The following is a 17,151-nucleotide window of genomic DNA, read 5'->3' as shown; positions in this document are numbered from 1 at the left end:
TGTAGAGGGACAATGTATGGCATCGATCGCACCGCCAGCACACACACGAAACGCAGAGACAACGGATAGCTGGATAACACCGCCTGGGATCATTAACGACCTTGGGCCGTTTGATCTGGATCCGTGTGCTTGTGAACCGCAACCGTGGGCATGCGCAAAGCGTCAGTACACGGAAAGCGACAATGGGCTTCTTCTGCCGTGGGATGGCTTCGTTTGGTGTAACCCGCCATACGGAAAACTGATGACACATTGGCTGAACCGCATGGCATTGCACAGCAACGGAATCGCACTTGTGTTTGCACGAACTGAGACGCGTTCGTTCTTTGCGGACGTTTGGCCGTTTGCTTCGTCGCTGCTGTTTATTAAAGGACGGTTGACGTTCTATCGACCAGACGGATCGAAGCCAAAGGAAGGCCACAACAGCGGCGGGCCATCCGTGCTGATCGGTTACGGAGACGAAGCGGAAAGGCGACTAGCCAACTCGAGCATCGCGGGGCAACTCATTAAGACAATTCGAAAAACCAACTAACTATTTTTTCACCTCCTTAAAAGGAAACACCCATGCTTTTAGACACAACTGAACTCAACACTTCCGACGCCGAAGCCATCGACGCCGGCGAACCCACCACCGAAACCACCGAAACCACCAAGAGCGTGGAGGCCACAGCCGAGGCCGCTATCGGTGCACCCAGTGAGACGGTCAGTGAGGCAACGTCTGACAACACCACCGAGGCCGACACCGAGGCTATCAACACCGAGCTCGCCGAGGTGGCAAACGGCCTGCAAGCGGATCCAGACGACGCGACAATCGCCGAGGAATCGCCGCAGCCAGCAAGCCAAGTGAACGAAGCTGATCGGCGATTCTTGGCGGAAATCTCCGTGCTTGGACAGATCACGGAATGCAATCGCAGCATCCAAGAGATTGAAGGAAAGATTGATCACTACAAGATCGAAATCAAGGAGGAAAAAGAGTATCTCAAAGGTGAGCAGATCCGGCTGCAGCGGCTGGCATCAAAACTGGCCGACATCATTGATGGAAAGCCGCTGCCAATCGATCCAGCCAAAGCCAAGGAGACCACCGCGGCCGCGAGCTCCGGTGATATGGCGACAAGCTCCGGTGATGACTCCGGTGATATGGCCGCAGGCGAAGACGACAACGCCTGGCGGTTGGTGCCGACTTCCGAATTGCTCAGCGGGCTGCCAGGACTCGGAGCGAAGAAACTCAATTCGCTCTGCGCTGTCGCGCCGACGGCTGGCCACCTCGAGGACTTGCGCGGCGAGGCATCGAAAGCTCACCAATCGTTCAAAGAAGTCTTGCCAAAGGGGTGCGGGCAAGATTTGGCGGATAAGATCGAAGACCGACTCATCTCCTGCGTGGCGTCGAATTGCAAATCCGCAGCGGAGCAAGCGGCGGAAGAGCGGGCAGCGGTTTACGACGAACCGAAAAGCGAGGACGCGCCATCGTTGAAACTCGCAACCGCCGACGATGGCGAGTATGAAGACGTTGAATAGGCCATCCGGTCTAGTACGCAGAAATTTGCAATGAGTCGACACGATTCGACTCAGCGAGAGATTCAAGAACCACACCCAGAGCACGGAGGCACTCAGTGCCTAGATACGACGTTTCGACTGTTAAGCAAGCGGCTACCAATCGGTGGCCTGAAATCTTTTACGCAGTCGCTGGGGTGCCAGATGGAATCATGGATGGTCGGCATCACCCGTGCCCGAAGTGTGGCGGTGATGATCGATTTCGGCTCATCGACGCCAATGAAGGTGCTTGCCTGTGCAACCAGTGTTTCGCATCCAAAAACGGCGACGGAATCGCAGCTCTCCAGTGGCTTACCGGTGACGACTTCCAGGCCACCATTGGCAAGATCGCGACCCACCTCGGCGTCAGCGCTGAGAAGAAACGCAAGAAAGCGGATCCAGCAGAGCACCTCGAATTCCTGCCATGGAACAAGACGCTGGCGGGTATGTGGTGCCTCAAAAAGAAGCCGATCAGGCCCGAAGCTATCCAAGCGATCGGCGGCAAGTTCGCCCGCTACCGTGGACAGTACACGGTGATCGCGGTTCCAGTCTGGGGATCGTCGCTTGGTGCGGAGCCGCCAGTTGGCTACGTGCTTTATCGCGCCGATGGCGGACACCTGCCAAAGTGGAAACCAAACGTCAAAGAGCCGGAATGGACGAAGGTCAAGCTCACCGCTGGAAGCGTGGCAGGCATCATTTGTAACCCGTCCACGTTCGATGATCCTGCCAAAGTCATCTGGAAGCTCGAAGGATCAACCGATCTCGCCACGCTCCTATCTGTCCAGCCTGACCAGGCCGCATTCACCACCGCCAACGGCGCGAAGGAAAAGCCGCTCGACTGGATCGTAAAGCTGTGCGAAGGCCGAAAAGTCATTGTCTGCCACGATGCCGACAAACCAGGCCAAGAGGGAGCAACTTGGGTCCCGGGCCGCGACGGTCAACGCCGATCTGGCTGGGCGCCGCGACTCGCCGAGGCAGCCGAGAAGGTCGTCAACTTGACGCTCCCGTTTCCGGTCGAGCCAAAGGAAGGCCCCGACGTTCGTGACTATTTCGCTGGCGGCGGCACATTTGAAATCCTCTGCGAGCGGATCAAGGACGCGGTTGAGTTTGGACAAACGGAAGCGAAGGAAGCAGCCAGCGAGATCAACGAGGCCGAGGACGACCCGCAGCGACTCGCACGCGTGAACCTGGAGCGATACAAATCAGAGCACGATGGTCGGTTGGTCTACTGGCGAGACGAGTGGTGGAAATGGAAAGAGGGTCGGTATCGCAAAATCGAAAAGTCGGAACTCAACGCGAAAATATGGCTAGCGGTCCGGCACGAATTCGAAATGAGCTGGCGAGAGCGGCGAGCGACCGGCGACGATAAGCCAGTCAAGAAGGTGACACGCTCACTAGTGTCGAACGTGGTCGGTGCGATGGAATCGATGTGCTCAATCGCGTCCTCGATCTCAATGGGGACCTGGATGGCCGATCGATCAAAGCCACACTATGTTGCCGCGAAGAATGGAATCCTCGACCTGTCAGCCGTGTTTTCCGGCAACTCAGCCGAGGAATGCTTGCTCGATCACTCGCCCGAATGGTTCTCTTCGTTCCGGCTGGACTACCCGTTTGATGCCGAGGCCGAATGCCCCAAGTGGATCGATTACCTTGACTACTGCATGGACGGCGACCAGGAGCGTATAGCGGTGCTGCAGGAGTGGGCTGGCTATCTACTCCGCACGTCCAACGACCTACAGAAATTCCTTGTTCTCGAGGGCGAAGGCGGCAACGGCAAAACGGTCTACTTCGCGGCGATGACGGCGATGCTTGGTGAGTCCAATGTCAGCCACGTCTCGATCGAGAACTTCGATGGACGCTTTGAACTAGGCACCACGATCGGCAAGGCGGCGAATATCAGCGGCGACGCGGGAGAAATCGACATGGTTGCAGAGGGTGTTTTGAAGCAATTCACCGGCGGGGACATCATGCAATTTGACCGCAAGAACCAAACACCGATCTCCGCTCGCCCGACCGCGAAATTGATGGCAGCGTGGAATAGCCGACCGCGGATCCGAGACAAATCGATGGGGCTGTGGCGTCGGATGCTGCTAATCCCGTTTGACCGCACGATACCCCAGGAGCGGCGAGTGCTGGGGATGGATAAGCCCGATTGGTGGATCGAACAAGGAGAGGCTCCCGGCATCCTCCTGTGGGCAATCGTAGGCCTGCATCGACTCGAATCGCAACGCGACTTCACGCGATCTCAGGTGTCTGCAGCGGCTATGGCGGAGTACCGCGAAGACTCAAATCCGGCTGGAGAATTTTTCTCAGACTACATCAGCGAGGGCGATTCTTCGATTGAATCCAGTCGGCTCTACGAACTTTATCAATATTGGTGCCGGAAAGTTGGGTGCAAGCCGCTTGGCTCACGGCAGTTTGGAAAAGAACTACGCAGGAAATTTCCAAAAATCGAGCGGATAAAAAAACGCGACGGAAAAAAACTGCTCTGGAGCTACGAAGGGATAAATTTTTCTGTCGACGAAATTTTTTCAGAAGCGGTAGAAAAAGAAAACAATCTGTTTTGATTTCTCAAAATGACCTCAACTTGGCGATTGTTCCCGACAGTTCTCATGTGTTCCCGTTGAAATATTTTACACGGGAACACGATTTGACCCCGTATTTTACGTCTCTTTCCTCTTTATGTTCCTATGTTCCCATGTAATTAAAGAAATAGAGATGTAAGGAGAAAGAGAAGAGAAGGTGTAGAGGGAATAGAGGTGCATATAGAGTAAGAGCAAGAACTCGAAGGGGGAACAACGGGAACACGGGAACACGGGAACAGCCAGGAAATTGAAAATAAATAAATTCAAATGTTAAGAACTCTCAGTAAGAAATTTTCGACGGAAGCGAAAGCACCGGAGCCAATCACTGCTGCGACGCCAACCGCTCCACAGATCACCAGCGACCAGTGCCACACATGCGGGTGCACCGAACTGTGGTTGCCTCGCAACTCGACCGAATGGCGATGCTCACGATGCAACCCACCGCTGAGTAAGGCGCTGGTGGGAGATCGTCGCGATGGCAGGCCAACCGTGGTTGAGACGCTAACGCTGACGGCCTGCGTGCCATGGTGTGAGCGTTGCAGCTGCCACATGGCTCGCGAGACGACATGGAGCGACGGACGCACAGAGACGAGGTGCTGGACGTGCAGGGAGATGGTTAGCGATTGGCCGATGGTCGAGGGGCGTGCTAAGCTGGCTGAGGAGCGAGAACTAACAACCAAGGCACGAAGGTCCCCATCCCCATGAAAGCTACAGACGAGGACATTGCCGCAGCCCTGGAGTTGTGCGGCGGCGTGATCAGTGACGCAGCGGAGTGCCTCGGCATGTCGCGTCGGCAAGTCCACCGGCGAGTCAAGCGATCCAAGTCACTCCGTGCGGTGATCGAGGATTCCGGCGAAGGAATGAAGGACGTCGCTGAGCGTGGCCTGTTCGCCGCGATCCGAAATGGCGACCCTTGGGCGATTCGATTTTTCCTCGGCCGCAAGGCGAAAGACCGCGGCTACACGACGCGGCAAGAGATCGACGCTGACGTGCACAACACTGGCACCGGAGGCGTGACAATTTTCTTGCCGGACAACGGACGAGATTAGCGTCATGCGTGTGCATCGCGTGCATCGCGTGCGTACCGTGCATCTCGCGTGCAAAGCGTTTGACGCGGATCGGTGGAGTGTCACGATTGGGAGAACTTTCGTAAAAGCATTCCCCTCCCACGTTAGGACCTCTGCACATGTTTTGGAAATCGCTTATTACCGCGTTGCTGCCACTCATCATCGAACTCATCGGAAATCTCGAGGCCAAAGAGACTGATTGCCCCGAAGGTGCATGTCCCCCTGTCGCATCGCAATTGACCGCATTGCAATCGGAGCTCGATCAAGTCAGCACCCAGGGCGTTGGCGATTTCCTGAAATGCCTCGACTTCCAGCGGCTGTTTGCTGCGGTGAGCGAAATCGTCTCGATCATGCGAGACGCAAACGCTGGTTGTCCCCCAATCGACACCTCGCCTGGCGTAGGTACGCAAGCCGAATCTGTGAGCTAGCTCTCTCGCGGTTCGTTAATTGCTTGCCCGCCCCCAATTTGCGAAGTGTTGAAATGAAGCCAGATCCCAATGCGCCAGTGTACGGAATTCCGCCCGACCTCGAAGTTGGGATGCTGTCTCAACCGCTCGCCCAAGAGACGTGGCACTTGCCTCGATCGACCTGGCGGGGGATTCGCGATCGGGTAACCGGCAAGGGCACCGTCTGTGCTGTGCTGGATACCGGCATGACCTCCCATCCGGCCTTACCTAAGCCGCTCGATGTTCGCTCCTTCATTTCCGGCGAATCGATCATCGACGGCAACGGACACGGCACCCACTGTTGCGGCACGGTGCTAGGTCGAGATGAGGATATTGGCGTGGCGATGGGTGCCGATCTTGTGGTGGGCAAGGTCCTGAGCAATCGCGGCTCTGGATCGTCCAGTGGGATCGCTGCGGGCGTCCGCTGGGCAACCGAGCTCGGGGTCGATGTGATCTCAATGAGCCTCGGTGGTGGGTCTCCCTATCAGCCGACAATCAACGCGATTCGTGACGCGATGAACGCTGGCATCTGGGTCGTGATCGCCGCAGGAAATTCTGGATTTAGCGGTCGCGGAAACACGATCGGCTGGCCAGCAAGATCCAACGAAGGCATTTGCACCGGCGCGACCAAGCAGGGCGGCGGCATCGCGAATTTCTCTAGCGGCGGTGACCAACTCACGTGGGCTTGTCCCGGAGAGCAGATTCTCAGTTGCTCGACCAATGGCGGGTTTCGGTACATGTCTGGTTCCTCAATGGCCACACCGTTTGGGGCGGGGTTGGCGTGCCTGATCATTGAGCTGATGCGGCGTGAGGGCAATGCAGCGATCCAGAGCCGCGATGCTATCCACGCATTTATCAAGCGGACAACGAAGGACGCCGGATCCCCCGGGCATGATCCTTCGTTTGGCCACGGGATTCCCCAAGCCGATCAAATCGTCCAACTCCTCGCAAATGATGACTTATCATGGCTCTAAAAAATCAATCAACCGTCACTCTGTGGCTGTCCATGTTTCTCGGTGCATTACTATGCGCCACCGCGTTTGGTGAGGCCGTTGCGAAAATCGACGGCCCTGAAACGAGCGAGGCAGGCAACCTGGTCGTGCTCAACTCAGGCAACTCAAAAGGGCACGTCAAGCGGTGGATTATTCCGCCTGCCCTCGAAAATCGCTACATCCAAACTGAGAGTCAAATCGCATTCTCGGTGCGTGAGTCTGGCGAGTTTCGCTTCGCCCTGGTCGCGGTCGACGTCACTGGTGAGGCTACTGCCGACGTTGACGTTGCTACTCACACGATCGCGATCACTAACGGCATCTGCGACCCGGTAACTCCGGATCCGAGCGACCCCGATGGCCCGACCAATCCAGACCCTCCGGCGAATAGCCAGTTGCGAGAGATCAGTCGTGACGCGGCGGCGAAGCTCAACGACCCAACGACAGCCTCCGCATTGGCGGCGGCAATCAGTGCGGTCAACCTCGGCACGCTGGACGCCATGAAGGCCGATGCACAGGCCGCGATTGAGTCGGCTCTCTTGGAACGTAAAGGGGCCTCGCGTGATGCGGACTGGCTGAGCACCTGGCGTCGACCTATCAACGACGGAATCAAGGCGACCACGCCAGGCGGATTCCTTGCCGACCTGCAAGCGATCGCTAGCGGTCTGATCGATTCGGTTGGCAGTGCAAAGCCTCCTGTGCCTGCCCCCGTGCCGGATCAACCATCGGCACCCAAGACGTTTGTGACGATGTTCAGCCGCCCTGACTGTTCGTGGTGCAATCGATGGAAATCGGAAGTCTGGCCGACGCTTGAGTCGTGGGATTGGGAACTAAAGGAAGTCTTCAGCACCCAATCAGTGCCGCAGTTCGAAATCGCTTCGCCTGGATTTGGTGTCGCGAAAATGACAGGATTTCAGGACGTCGAAAAGTTTCGCAAGTTCAAATAATTTGCAGCGTGAATTTACACCATGACGAACGAGCTTAGGATGAGTGAAGGCGCGGAAAACGCGGGTTGGGTAATCGCAGGAGTTAGCACAGTGGTTGCAACTTTGGCCAGCGCGGTGGCGGGGCTTTTCAAGCTCAACGAGTCCAAAAATGCCGAGGCAATCAAACGGCTTGAGGATCACGTTGGTAAGCAAGAGTCAAAGCTTGAAGCCCAAGAAACACGGTTGATCGAATCCGATAGAAAGCACGACGAATGCCAGCAGGACCGAATAAAACTGTCGACCGAAGTGGGGCTGATTCGCGAAAGATTGGCAAGCGTCGAACGAGACGCGACCGCTGGCTGATAACTCAAATCAAAATCGCCATGATCGTGCGCGTGGTGCGTGCGATCATTTCTCAAATCGTTTCGTCGCTACGGAGCGGCAACTCTTAATCTCAGAAGGTGTGAAAATGTTAGGTGTGAAAATGTTTCGATTGTTTTTAGCTGTGCCGATCTTACTTTGCGGGCTGTCGTTCGCGGAGGCACAGGGGCCACTCAAGAAATTGCGAGAGCGACTTGGCAACCGGTCTAACGCGGCCAACTCGGAATGCGTTGGCGGTGTTTGCGGGGCCAGTCAGTCAGTGTCGGTCACCTCGACCGTGACGATGACTCCGGCTCAGTCGCAGGTGAATTGCACTCCGCAGGCGAGCTGCCCGCCGCAACCAGTGATGGAGTCGCCACCTTGCGTCGATTGTGATTGCCAAAGCGTGGTGAGTGAGGCACCGTTGTGCGAACCAGTTGTCACCGGCCAGTGCTCTCCGGCACTCGTGTACGTCGTTGCGGCTCAGCAGCCGGAGAGGGCCAAACCGCTGCGATCAATGGTCAGTACGGTGGCTCAGTTGCCAGGGCAAGCGGTTGCGCAGATGAGGGCCAATTACATGGCAAAGCACGACATGCGAAACCATCCTCCGCAGTCGGCCGGCAGCTGGTCGAGCGTTGGGAAATTCGAAGGCGTTGGATGGCATAGTTCGGTGACCGTCTCGCACGAAGTTGTTCCGACATGCACGCCGAGTCGCGGAATGACGCTGGTAGGTGATGCGGTCGCACGCGGTCCAAATGGTACGTACCGCTGTCGCATCTGGCGATAATTTAAGGGCGACGAATTGACAAGCGGGCTCGCGGACCCGCACTAGCTGACAAACCTAACGCGACTTTTAACGACGAGACAACATGACACCCGACGAACTACGAACGCTGATCGAATCCGACGCGGATGCCCTGCGATTGGCTCAAGCCGGCGCTGCTGATATGTGTGCCGCTCGATGTCGAGTGATCGCACCCAAGGTGACGCGAGAAACACGAGCCACTGAGCTGACGATCATTTCGCTATACGCCAATCCAATGGACGGCGAAAACGTGATGCAGCAAATCGAAGCGGTTGCGGAATCGAATTCGCTCGTCAAGCGAATGCTTAAATGGATGCAACCGGATTCGGACGGCCTAGACGTTGGTGACACCCGAACACGCGACATGCTGACCTTGCCGATCGAAAGCGGAGGCATCGGGCTCACTGCCGAGCAAGCACGTCCGATCCTCGCAGCAGCCGAAACCGAACCACAGATTAGCGGTGCTGACGTTAGCACCGCATACCCTTTTAGCCCTCAAGAGTAAATCACCTTGTCACTCAACAACGACCAACTTGCCATCGTTAAAGATGAATTGACCAACGATCCAACCGGATTGGGTCTGTCCACATTGGCCCAAGACGATGAAGCAAACGCGAACCTACTAAACGAGATTCGCGAATCGATCCAAGTCTATCGGGCTTCGGTCGCGTCGAACGATTTCACTGTCCCCGTCGACGAGTGGAACGGATTGACTGACGGGCAGCGGTCATGGCTCACGCACGAAATGGCCGATGGCAGCGTCAATCCTTCCGTTTTCGCACCGGAATTCAATAAACTGTTTTCGGCTCAGACAGCGGCCCGTGTTGCGTTTGATGCGGTCGCGAAAGAATCGGCAAGTCGAGCACGCGAACTGCTTGGAGTGTACGTGCATGTGACGCCTTCTGACGTAGCGAATGCTCGCAATGCGTAGTGATAGCGAGCAAGCACGCGAGATTGCAAAAGAGATCGCGATAAAGATGATCGACAAGGCAGGTATTCGGGTACACGAAGACGCCGAAACCGTCAAGAAAATTCGACAGCGGGCCGTGGAAATGGCTCGCGACATCACCGAAGCATTCCCCCGAGGTAACTGCTAATGTCCACCAAAGTTCTCTATACGCCGATGGATGGCACGCCAGAGCAGATCGTGTTGGCTGATCACGCCACGGACTTTTTGCCAACTGCGGCAAACGACCTGCGAATCAGCACAGACGGTAGCGATGAGCTGGACGTGCAGTTGACTCTCGCAAGCCTGGCAAGCGGCAGTTACCGACAATCGGACAAGTTCGACTTCGGCGCTCACTGGGCGATGGAGTATTTCGCTCGCCTTGCCGTTGAGATCGCATCGACGCCAACTGCTGGCAACACGCTGCTGCTCTACTTGGCATACAGCGATTCGGCAACGGCAGGAACCGGAAACGCGGCCGGAGTCAGTGGCACCGATGCGGCTTACACAGGGTATTCGAGCAATGCAGCAGCCTCGGTTCTGCAAGCTGAATTGGTGTCAGTATTTACCAATACCGGGCAGGCCACGACTACCGTGCAAGTCATTGACGGTTGGATGTTCGCGCCAAAGGCCCGCTACGCATCGGCAATCCTGCTGAACAGTTCCGGTGCTGCATTGCACAGCGACGACGTGGAGAGCCACATCGTCCTAAACCCAGTTGTTCAGGAAATCCAAGACGCATGAGCAGGCTGAGCAGCCCACCGCTAATCGACTGGCAGCAGCCCGTCAACCGCAGCCACTCGCTGAACCGTGGGCTTGTTGCGTGGTGGATGGCTGTGCCGGGTCGCGTCGGATGGAAAACGGCCAAGTGGTGGGACTTGTGTGGCAAACATCACGGCACGTTGACGAACATGGACCCGGCGACGGACTGGGTGGCAGGTGGGACGCGTGGTGGTTGGGGCGGGTTGGATTTTGACGGAAGCAATGACAAGGTTTCAGCGGGCACGATCAGCGAGGTCGGCGCGTCTGGTAATCTTACCGCATCGGTGCTGGTGCGGCACACGGGCGGCAATTCGCTTGCCGATGCAATCGCCAGCCGTGCGCTGGGTGCATCAGGGTCGCATGCTGGGTTTGTTATTGGCGCGAACGGAAATTCTGGTAGTTGGCAATGGATGATCGACGACGGCAGCGGTGATGCGGTGGTCAGGTCAGCTACAAGAACGTCGCTGTTCTCCAACAACTCATGGACGATGGCAACGCTGGTGTGGGATGGTTCGCTTTCGTGCTACCTGGACGGCGAGGATATAACATCGAGCCTGTCACTGTTTACTGTCGGCACCGTGACCGGCGCAATTGGCGGTAGCACGGTGACAATCGGCAACCGGCCAGGCACAACAGCACGTGCAATGAGCGGGCAGCTTGACGACGCAAAGGTATACAGCCGCGCACTCGCCCCCGCCGAAGTCGCCGAACTCTACCGCCAGTCGCAAAGCTACTATCCCGACCTGCTGCGGCGACGATCGAGTCGGCGGTATTACGTCATGCCAGCAGCAAGCGGCGGCTTCAAGCCGTGGTTTGTCTGTCAACGTTCACGAACTATCGGCTGCGGAGTCCAGTAAATGTATCCACGCAACAACGCTAGCCCACCACGCATCGCAGTTGGTGCCGTCGTGCAAATTTCCGACGGTGCTGTGCAAACCGCCGACGTGTTAATAAAGGTCACACCAGAGGGAGGTTCAGCATCCGCAGGAAGCGGAACAACAAGCTACGTCGAAGGTGTTGTGCATTACGTGCCAACCCAAGCCGAAACCAATTACACCGCGTTCACGGTCACGGCACACAAAGCGGACTGCATCCCAACTGGCACTACCGTCGTGACAACAGCAGCGAGCACAGCAGGGCAAGTTGTCACGGACGAAGCGAGTCGCACAGCGAGCAAAGCAACCGGATTCGCCACCCCGGAGGACGTGTCGCCGACGATTGACTTTGACCCAACAATCAACCCGACCACACTCGACTCAACAGCCGTTGACGCGATCCGTGATGGGCTCGCGACGCAGACGAGCCTCAATGCAGTTGCGGCAGTAACAGCCAAGCTCGGGATGATGATCCAAGACGACGGCGAAGGAAATTGGCAGTACACGGTGATCGCGGTTGCTAAAGCACCAACCGGCAACAGTGAAATCACCGTCAACGCCGTCGTGTCTGTCCCCGCGGTGGTAGCAGAGTCAGCGGCGAAGCGGACCGGTGAAATCATCCGCAGTCGTGGCACTCGCTGGCTGATCGCAATCGAGGAACTCGGCGACCTCACCGGGGTGGAAAAGCTCTACCTCACGATCAAGGGCGGCGATGTAGCAGACGCCGCGGCCAACCTGCAGATCGCCCTCTCGATTCCGGCCAGCGTTGATGACGGCTTGCTGCGTGTCAACGGTGAGGCGGCAAACGATAAGACGATGGGATCGCTTGAGGTAGAAAGCTACGTTGCCGATGATGAAGCCGTTAAGAATCGTGTGATTGTGACGGTCAACGAAAAGATCACAAAGCTAATGATGGCCAATCCATACCGGTATGATCTCAAGCAGACTGGAGAAGCGGCCGGCGCCGAGGTGCTCGCCAATGGACGATTCCGCGTGATCGCCGACACAACACGTGCGGTGAGCTAGGCGTGGCGGATGATGAGCCGGTAGAGATTCGACCAAACCCGGGGCCCCAAACAAATGCGTTCGCTTGCCCTGCCGATATCCTGATTTACGGTGGCTCGGCGGGCGGTGGCAAGTCGTTCTTCCTCTTGGCGGAGCCGACACGGCATGTATCAAAGCGTGGATTCAACGCGTTGATCTTCCGTCGCACATTTCCGCAGGTGACGCAATCAGGCGGATTGTGGGACGAATCTCACGAGCTGTACCGGCACCTTGGAGGCAAGCCCCGTGGCGGCACCGATCTCGATTGGACTTTTCCGACCGGTGCAAAAATAAAATTCGCTCACCTACAGCACGAAAAGGACAAGCACACTTACCAGGGTGGGCAAATCGCGTTTCTTGGATTTGACGAATTAACGCACTTCACCGAGACACAATTTTTTTACCTGATCACTCGCATGCGATCCAAATGCGGTGTGACCCCTTACGCTCGCGCGACCTGCAACCCTGAGCCGGGCTGGGTGGCTGACCTCATCGAGTGGTGGATTGATCCAGAGTCGGGGCTCGCGATCCAAGATCGATCGGGAGTTGTGCGGTATTTCATCCGCCGCGACTTGGGCGATGGCGAGCAGCTCGTGTGGGCGGACTCGCGAGAGGAATTGGTAGAAGCCTATGAGGACGTGGAGCCGGATCACGTTATTTCGCTGACGTTCATCGCGGCCTCGCTCGATGACAATCCGAAGCTACTCGAAAAGGATCCAGGATATCGTGCTCGACTGATGGCTCAGCCGCGTGTGGTCCGTGAGCGACTGCTCAAAGGCAACTGGCTGTCGAGCGAGGGGACACTCATCGATTCGAGCTGGCTCAAGACTTACACGATTTGCGAGGATTACTACGAGGTGCTGCTCGGCGGCGAATTGATCAGGATCCCTAAATCGGCGTGCCGGAGGTTTGCGACCATCGACACAGCCGGAACCTCGAAGGAAAAAGCAGCCGAGAAACGGGGCGACCCGCCAAGCTGGTCAGTGTGCGGGATCTTCGATTTTTACCCACCCAAGAGAATTCTTTTGGCACGGTACGTGTGGCGTGATCGCGTGGATTGGAACCAATTGAAGATTCGCGTGCCAAGTGTGCTCGAAACGTGGAACTGCCCGAAGGTTTACATCGAGAACGCTCATTACGGCCAACCGTTGTCGAAGGAGGTTAAAGGTCGCAGCATCGAGTTGATTGGGCCAAAAATACCGGGAATGGATGACACAAGTCGTGGTGCGAAGTTGGAACGCGCGATTGCATCGGGTATGCTCTCCATGGTCGAAGACGGACTGTTGCTGATCCCCGATTCCGATGAACCATGGGTGCCACCGTTTAGGAGAGAGATGCTGGCATGGACTGGGTTGCCAAAGGAAACCTCGGATCAGATTGACATCGCAAGTTACGCGAGCTACGTGGCCCGCGCAAAGAGCAGCACGTGGGGCGGAGTGATACCGCCGAACAAAGGATACCGATGAGCCGCAACAAAGAACAACGCACCGAAGCAAAAGCACCACCAACGCACAAGGACGACCCCATTCTGACTTACACCGAAGCTGGCAAGATGATCGGCAAGCACCGCTCAACCGTTGGCCGCTGGGTCAAGGATGGACTGCTGAAGGCTGCTCGGCATCCGTCGGGATTGCCTGGCATTCGAAAAAGCGAGATCGATAAAATCCTGACCGTTTTTTCTCCCTGATCGATTGCGAAGGGAAGTGTTTTTCGCGCATCGCGTGACTCACGTGATTCACGTGCGGGATTTGTTTGACCGTCCGCGAATCTTTGCCATCCTTCACGCATGGCTAAGAAATTCCGCAAACAAATGTTGTCGATCGGCACTTATCGCTCACCTGACGGAGAGATGAAAGTCACTCGCGATCGTCTCGCCAACTGGTCGAAGCAATTCAAGCGGATGACCGACGCTGGACAAGTCATCCCCATGCACTGGGATCACTCCTCGAATCTCGAGGAGTTGACGCCGGTTGCGATGGATCTCTACGAACGCAAAGAGCGATCGGCCAAGAATGCGATCGGTCGAATGTCTGGCTTCGACGTCGCCAGTGATGGAAACAGCGCGACCGTATCCTTCGAAACTCGCGATCCTGACGCTGAGCGAAAGTTCGCAAACAACGTCGTCAAGGTGTCGCCAGTGTTCTTTTCGAACTGGGCAGACGGCGCAGGCAACCTCTATAGCGACTGCATCACCCATCTGGACGCCGTTGTGCATCCGGTAGACCACAGCCAATCCGACGCGGAAGAAGTGGTCGATGATGTTGTTTGCTGTGCAATTCGCTTCGGAGTGAATAGCAAACCGTTTGAGAAGGAGTCGGACGAAGGCGAAGAGGGTGACGAAGGCCAGGAAGAGGATGAGGAAACCGAGGAAGCTGATGTCAACACCTCGGCTACCGTCTCGTCTGTCGTGGAGCAGCTCGCCAAGGTCGGAATCGTTCTTCCTGAAGACACGACCGGCACGAATTTTATTGACCGAATCAACGTGGCGCTTTTGACCGCGATCGCATCCCAAGGAATCGAAGAAATGCCAGATCCGAACAAACCGGCAGAAGAAAAAACCGTGGTTGACCCCCAGATTGCAACGATGAGCTTGCAAGCGAAACAAGCCCTGGCATTCGGCGAACGAACGCACCGCGCTGCCGTCAAGACCGAACTCGATGCCCTGTTGAATTCGGGTCGATGCACTCCCGCCGAGCATAAGGACCGAGCCAGCCAAGTCGGCGTGATCAAGCTGAGTCTCGACGACAAGGGGGAGCCGCTGCAAAGCAGCCTGGAAGCCTGGATTGATTCACGCAAAGAGGTGCCACAGGGAACCTTCTGGTCGAGCGAGCAGAGATTGACGCGAATGAGCGTTGCCGATCACCCCGGCCCGGTCGACTTTAATGCATCCGGCGAGCAAGTGGACGCCGATAAAGCTGCCGATTTCGTTCTAGGAAAGTCATAAGTAAGCCTCAATAAAACACGCTGCTGCTCCGTCGAAAGGCCGTGTTAGCTTCGTAAGCCCGTTGTCGTTGATTCGGCAGCGGGCTTGCGGCAGTGACAGACCTGCGGTTTGAAGACAACTCGAACGCCTTTAGTTGAAACATTATGAATAGCGGACAATTCGGAATCCCCGGCAGCTCTAACGCATCATTCGCGACGATGACTGACCTCCTTTGGGGTGGCGACGAATCGCGAATCGAGGTGCTCAAGAGCAGTGCTCACGCGATTGACTCGGCATCTCGTGACGCTGGAAACACTCCAACCGCCGTCTTGCGACAAGGCTTGATCCTGGGGCTTGTCACCGCGACCGGAAAGCTCAAACAGTACGACCCTGATGCTGAGGACGGAACCGAAGTGCCCTACGGCGTCCTACCTGTCGAACTGCGGATGACCGACGAGCTTGGCGTTGCGGTTGATCGCTACTGCCCTGTGATTGTGTCTGCTCCCGTGAAGTCAGACCGGCTCTTGATCCTCGGCGATTCGATGATTGGCCACGACGATGAAGATGTGACCGTGGCGGCGTTGAAGCTCAAGTTCTTCCGATTGTCTCACGAGCTTTGCGGCGTCGCTTCGCCACTGGTGATTCCTGAGCCTGAGCCTGAGACTTAACCACTCGCACACGCAGTCGCCTTAACAGATCCAACTCAACCGATAGACAGTAAAGAACCATGGTCGCTCTACAATCCTTGCTTTCGCCTCAAACCCTCACCCGCGTTGTCAGCCGCCAGGCCGCAACGAGCAATTGGTTGCTGAGTCTTTTCGGTTGCCAGCCCGGTGGGTCGTCGATCGAGAACCTTGGCCATGGTCGCGAGGGCAGCTATCACATCTACAACAACGTGCGAGCCGTTGGGCAATTGACGGCCCCAGGCTCCGCAGCTGCTCGGCGTAATCCTCAAGGTGTTGGGCGGGTGAATTTCACTTACGCTCGGATGCACGATAGCGTCTCGATGTTGGCGGAGATGCTGCACAACCTTGGTCGCATCGATGACCCCGCCACTCGTGACCGTGCGGGGGCAGACATGCTCCGCCGCCAAACGACTACGCTGAGCCAATTGGCTAGCAATTTCCGTTTGGCGATGCTGGTCGGCACGCTTCGCGATTCGCTCTACATCAACCGGCAGGACGATACTGCGTTCTTCGACTTCGCAGGCGGTGGACAGCAGATCGGCAACGTGGCGGCACGAATGCCATCCGGCAATAAGTCCAAGCTCAACATGCTCGGCACCGGCGACATTATCGATACAAAATGGTCGACGACCACAGCCGACATCCCCGGCCATGTCGGCAAGATCAACGCAGCGTTCCAGCAGCTTTGTGGTGGACACCTGCATGCGGTGGTTTGCGGAACAAAGGTCTGGAACTATGTGATCAACAATGAGCACGTCGCGGCAGTCCACGGCTCGGCAACGCCTCCGTTTGTCGTGCTTGAGCGAGATTCGCTTGACCCTGCGGTGGGTGCGACGATGCAAAATGTTTATCGCGCTCGCCTGAGCGTCTATCCCGACGTGGTGTGGTACATCACCGACGAAGGGTTGGACATCGGAGCACCCGGTGCGGAGACATTCACCAAGTACGTGGGTGACAGCAACGCGTTATTCCTTGGCCACAATCCATCGGATAACACCATTTCGTGCTACGAAGGCAGCGAGCCGATTGCCGAGCGTGATGGTGGCCCCGAGAGCGTCAAGGTCGGCTTGGCCTCGTGGAGTGTGAAGCGATCCAACCCAACGAGCACTGACATTTTTGCTCTAGATAACTCGATGATCGTTAACCATGTGCCAGCCAGCACCGCTTACGCGACGGTCGAATTCTAAGCCGCTGACTGCGGTTTTCGACA

The 17,151-nt window shown here is 56.7% G+C and carries 20 protein-coding genes; all 20 read left to right on the top strand.

Going from position 1 to position 17,151, the window contains the following annotated elements; all coding sequences use genetic code 11:
* Positions 1–16: 16 nt before the first annotated feature.
* The 20 genes from Pla52o_RS16315 to Pla52o_RS16230 all read left to right on the top strand — a co-directional run bounded on the left by Pla52o_RS16315 (position 17) and on the right by Pla52o_RS16230 (position 17,128).
* Positions 17–529 (top strand): DNA N-6-adenine-methyltransferase, encoded by a 513-nt coding sequence (locus Pla52o_RS16315; RefSeq protein ID WP_146595641.1) that lies wholly within the window; start codon positions 17–19, stop codon positions 527–529.
* A 32-nt stretch (positions 530–561) separates the two neighbouring features.
* Positions 562–1,512: a hypothetical protein gene (locus Pla52o_RS16310; RefSeq protein ID WP_146595640.1), complete on the top strand. Its 951-nt coding sequence runs from the start codon at positions 562–564 to the stop codon at positions 1,510–1,512.
* Positions 1,513–1,607: 95 nt separating this feature from the next.
* The gene (locus Pla52o_RS16305; RefSeq protein ID WP_146595639.1) at positions 1,608–4,094 is read left to right on the top strand and encodes a phage/plasmid primase, P4 family; all 2,487 of its coding nucleotides are present in this window, start codon (positions 1,608–1,610) and stop codon (positions 4,092–4,094) included.
* Positions 4,095–4,813: 719 nt separating this feature from the next.
* On the top strand, positions 4,814–5,161 hold the full coding sequence (locus Pla52o_RS16300) for a helix-turn-helix domain-containing protein (RefSeq protein WP_146595638.1): 348 nt from the start codon (positions 4,814–4,816) through the stop codon (positions 5,159–5,161).
* 137 nt (positions 5,162–5,298) lie between these two features.
* Complete coding sequence (locus Pla52o_RS26980; protein ID WP_197169284.1) at positions 5,299–5,607, top strand: hypothetical protein; 309 nt, start codon at positions 5,299–5,301, stop codon at positions 5,605–5,607.
* A 53-nt stretch (positions 5,608–5,660) separates the two neighbouring features.
* Positions 5,661–6,599: a S8 family serine peptidase gene (locus tag Pla52o_RS16295; RefSeq protein ID WP_197169283.1), complete on the top strand. Its 939-nt coding sequence runs from the start codon at positions 5,661–5,663 to the stop codon at positions 6,597–6,599.
* On the top strand, positions 6,590–7,561 hold the full coding sequence (locus Pla52o_RS16290) for a hypothetical protein (RefSeq protein ID WP_146595636.1): 972 nt from the start codon (positions 6,590–6,592) through the stop codon (positions 7,559–7,561). The genes Pla52o_RS16295 and Pla52o_RS16290 overlap by 10 nt, the downstream gene beginning before the upstream one ends.
* Positions 7,562–7,600: 39 nt before the next feature.
* Positions 7,601–7,903 carry a hypothetical protein gene (locus tag Pla52o_RS16285; RefSeq protein ID WP_146595635.1) on the top strand — a complete coding sequence of 101 codons (303 nt, stop codon included), beginning with the start codon at positions 7,601–7,603 and terminating at the stop codon, positions 7,901–7,903.
* Positions 7,904–8,024: 121 nt separating this feature from the next.
* Entirely contained in the window at positions 8,025–8,687 is a 663-nt protein-coding gene (locus Pla52o_RS16280; RefSeq protein ID WP_197169282.1) for a hypothetical protein, read from the top strand.
* A gap of 82 nt (positions 8,688–8,769) precedes the next feature.
* Positions 8,770–9,210, top strand: a complete 441-nt coding sequence (locus Pla52o_RS16275) for a hypothetical protein (RefSeq protein ID WP_146595633.1) — start codon at positions 8,770–8,772, stop codon at positions 9,208–9,210.
* Positions 9,211–9,216: 6 nt separating this feature from the next.
* On the top strand, positions 9,217–9,636 hold the full coding sequence (locus Pla52o_RS16270) for a hypothetical protein (protein ID WP_146595632.1): 420 nt from the start codon (positions 9,217–9,219) through the stop codon (positions 9,634–9,636).
* Positions 9,629–9,802, top strand: coding sequence for a hypothetical protein (locus Pla52o_RS26975; protein WP_197169281.1), 174 nt, complete (start codon positions 9,629–9,631; stop codon positions 9,800–9,802). Before Pla52o_RS16270 ends, Pla52o_RS26975 begins: the two co-directional genes overlap by 8 nt.
* Entirely contained in the window at positions 9,802–10,395 is a 594-nt protein-coding gene (locus tag Pla52o_RS16265) for a hypothetical protein (RefSeq protein WP_146595631.1), read from the top strand. Before Pla52o_RS26975 ends, Pla52o_RS16265 begins: the two co-directional genes overlap by 1 nt.
* The gene (locus tag Pla52o_RS16260) at positions 10,392–11,270 is read left to right on the top strand and encodes a LamG-like jellyroll fold domain-containing protein (protein WP_146595630.1); all 879 of its coding nucleotides are present in this window, start codon (positions 10,392–10,394) and stop codon (positions 11,268–11,270) included. Before Pla52o_RS16265 ends, Pla52o_RS16260 begins: the two co-directional genes overlap by 4 nt.
* The gene (locus Pla52o_RS16255) at positions 11,271–12,314 is read left to right on the top strand and encodes a hypothetical protein (protein WP_146595629.1); all 1,044 of its coding nucleotides are present in this window, start codon (positions 11,271–11,273) and stop codon (positions 12,312–12,314) included. It abuts the gene before it with no gap.
* A gap of 2 nt (positions 12,315–12,316) precedes the next feature.
* Positions 12,317–13,798, top strand: coding sequence for a terminase large subunit domain-containing protein (locus Pla52o_RS16250; protein WP_197169280.1), 1,482 nt, complete (start codon positions 12,317–12,319; stop codon positions 13,796–13,798).
* Positions 13,795–14,019 carry a hypothetical protein gene (locus Pla52o_RS16245; protein WP_146595627.1) on the top strand — a complete coding sequence of 75 codons (225 nt, stop codon included), beginning with the start codon at positions 13,795–13,797 and terminating at the stop codon, positions 14,017–14,019. The genes Pla52o_RS16250 and Pla52o_RS16245 overlap by 4 nt, the downstream gene beginning before the upstream one ends.
* 99 nt (positions 14,020–14,118) lie before the next feature.
* Positions 14,119–15,276, top strand: a complete 1,158-nt coding sequence (locus Pla52o_RS16240; protein ID WP_146595626.1) for a hypothetical protein — start codon at positions 14,119–14,121, stop codon at positions 15,274–15,276.
* A 197-nt stretch (positions 15,277–15,473) separates the two neighbouring features.
* Positions 15,474–15,923, top strand: coding sequence for a head decoration protein (locus tag Pla52o_RS16235; protein WP_146595625.1), 450 nt, complete (start codon positions 15,474–15,476; stop codon positions 15,921–15,923).
* Between the two features lie 59 nt (positions 15,924–15,982).
* Complete coding sequence (locus Pla52o_RS16230; RefSeq protein WP_146595624.1) at positions 15,983–17,128, top strand: hypothetical protein; 1,146 nt, start codon at positions 15,983–15,985, stop codon at positions 17,126–17,128.
* The last annotated feature ends 23 nt before the right edge of the window (positions 17,129–17,151 follow it).

This window comes from Novipirellula galeiformis (assembly GCF_007860095.1).
GTDB lineage: Bacteria > Planctomycetota > Planctomycetia > Pirellulales > Pirellulaceae > Novipirellula > Novipirellula galeiformis.
The sequence above is the reverse complement of the archived record's forward strand: the minus strand, read 5'-3'. Positions and strand labels throughout refer to the sequence as shown.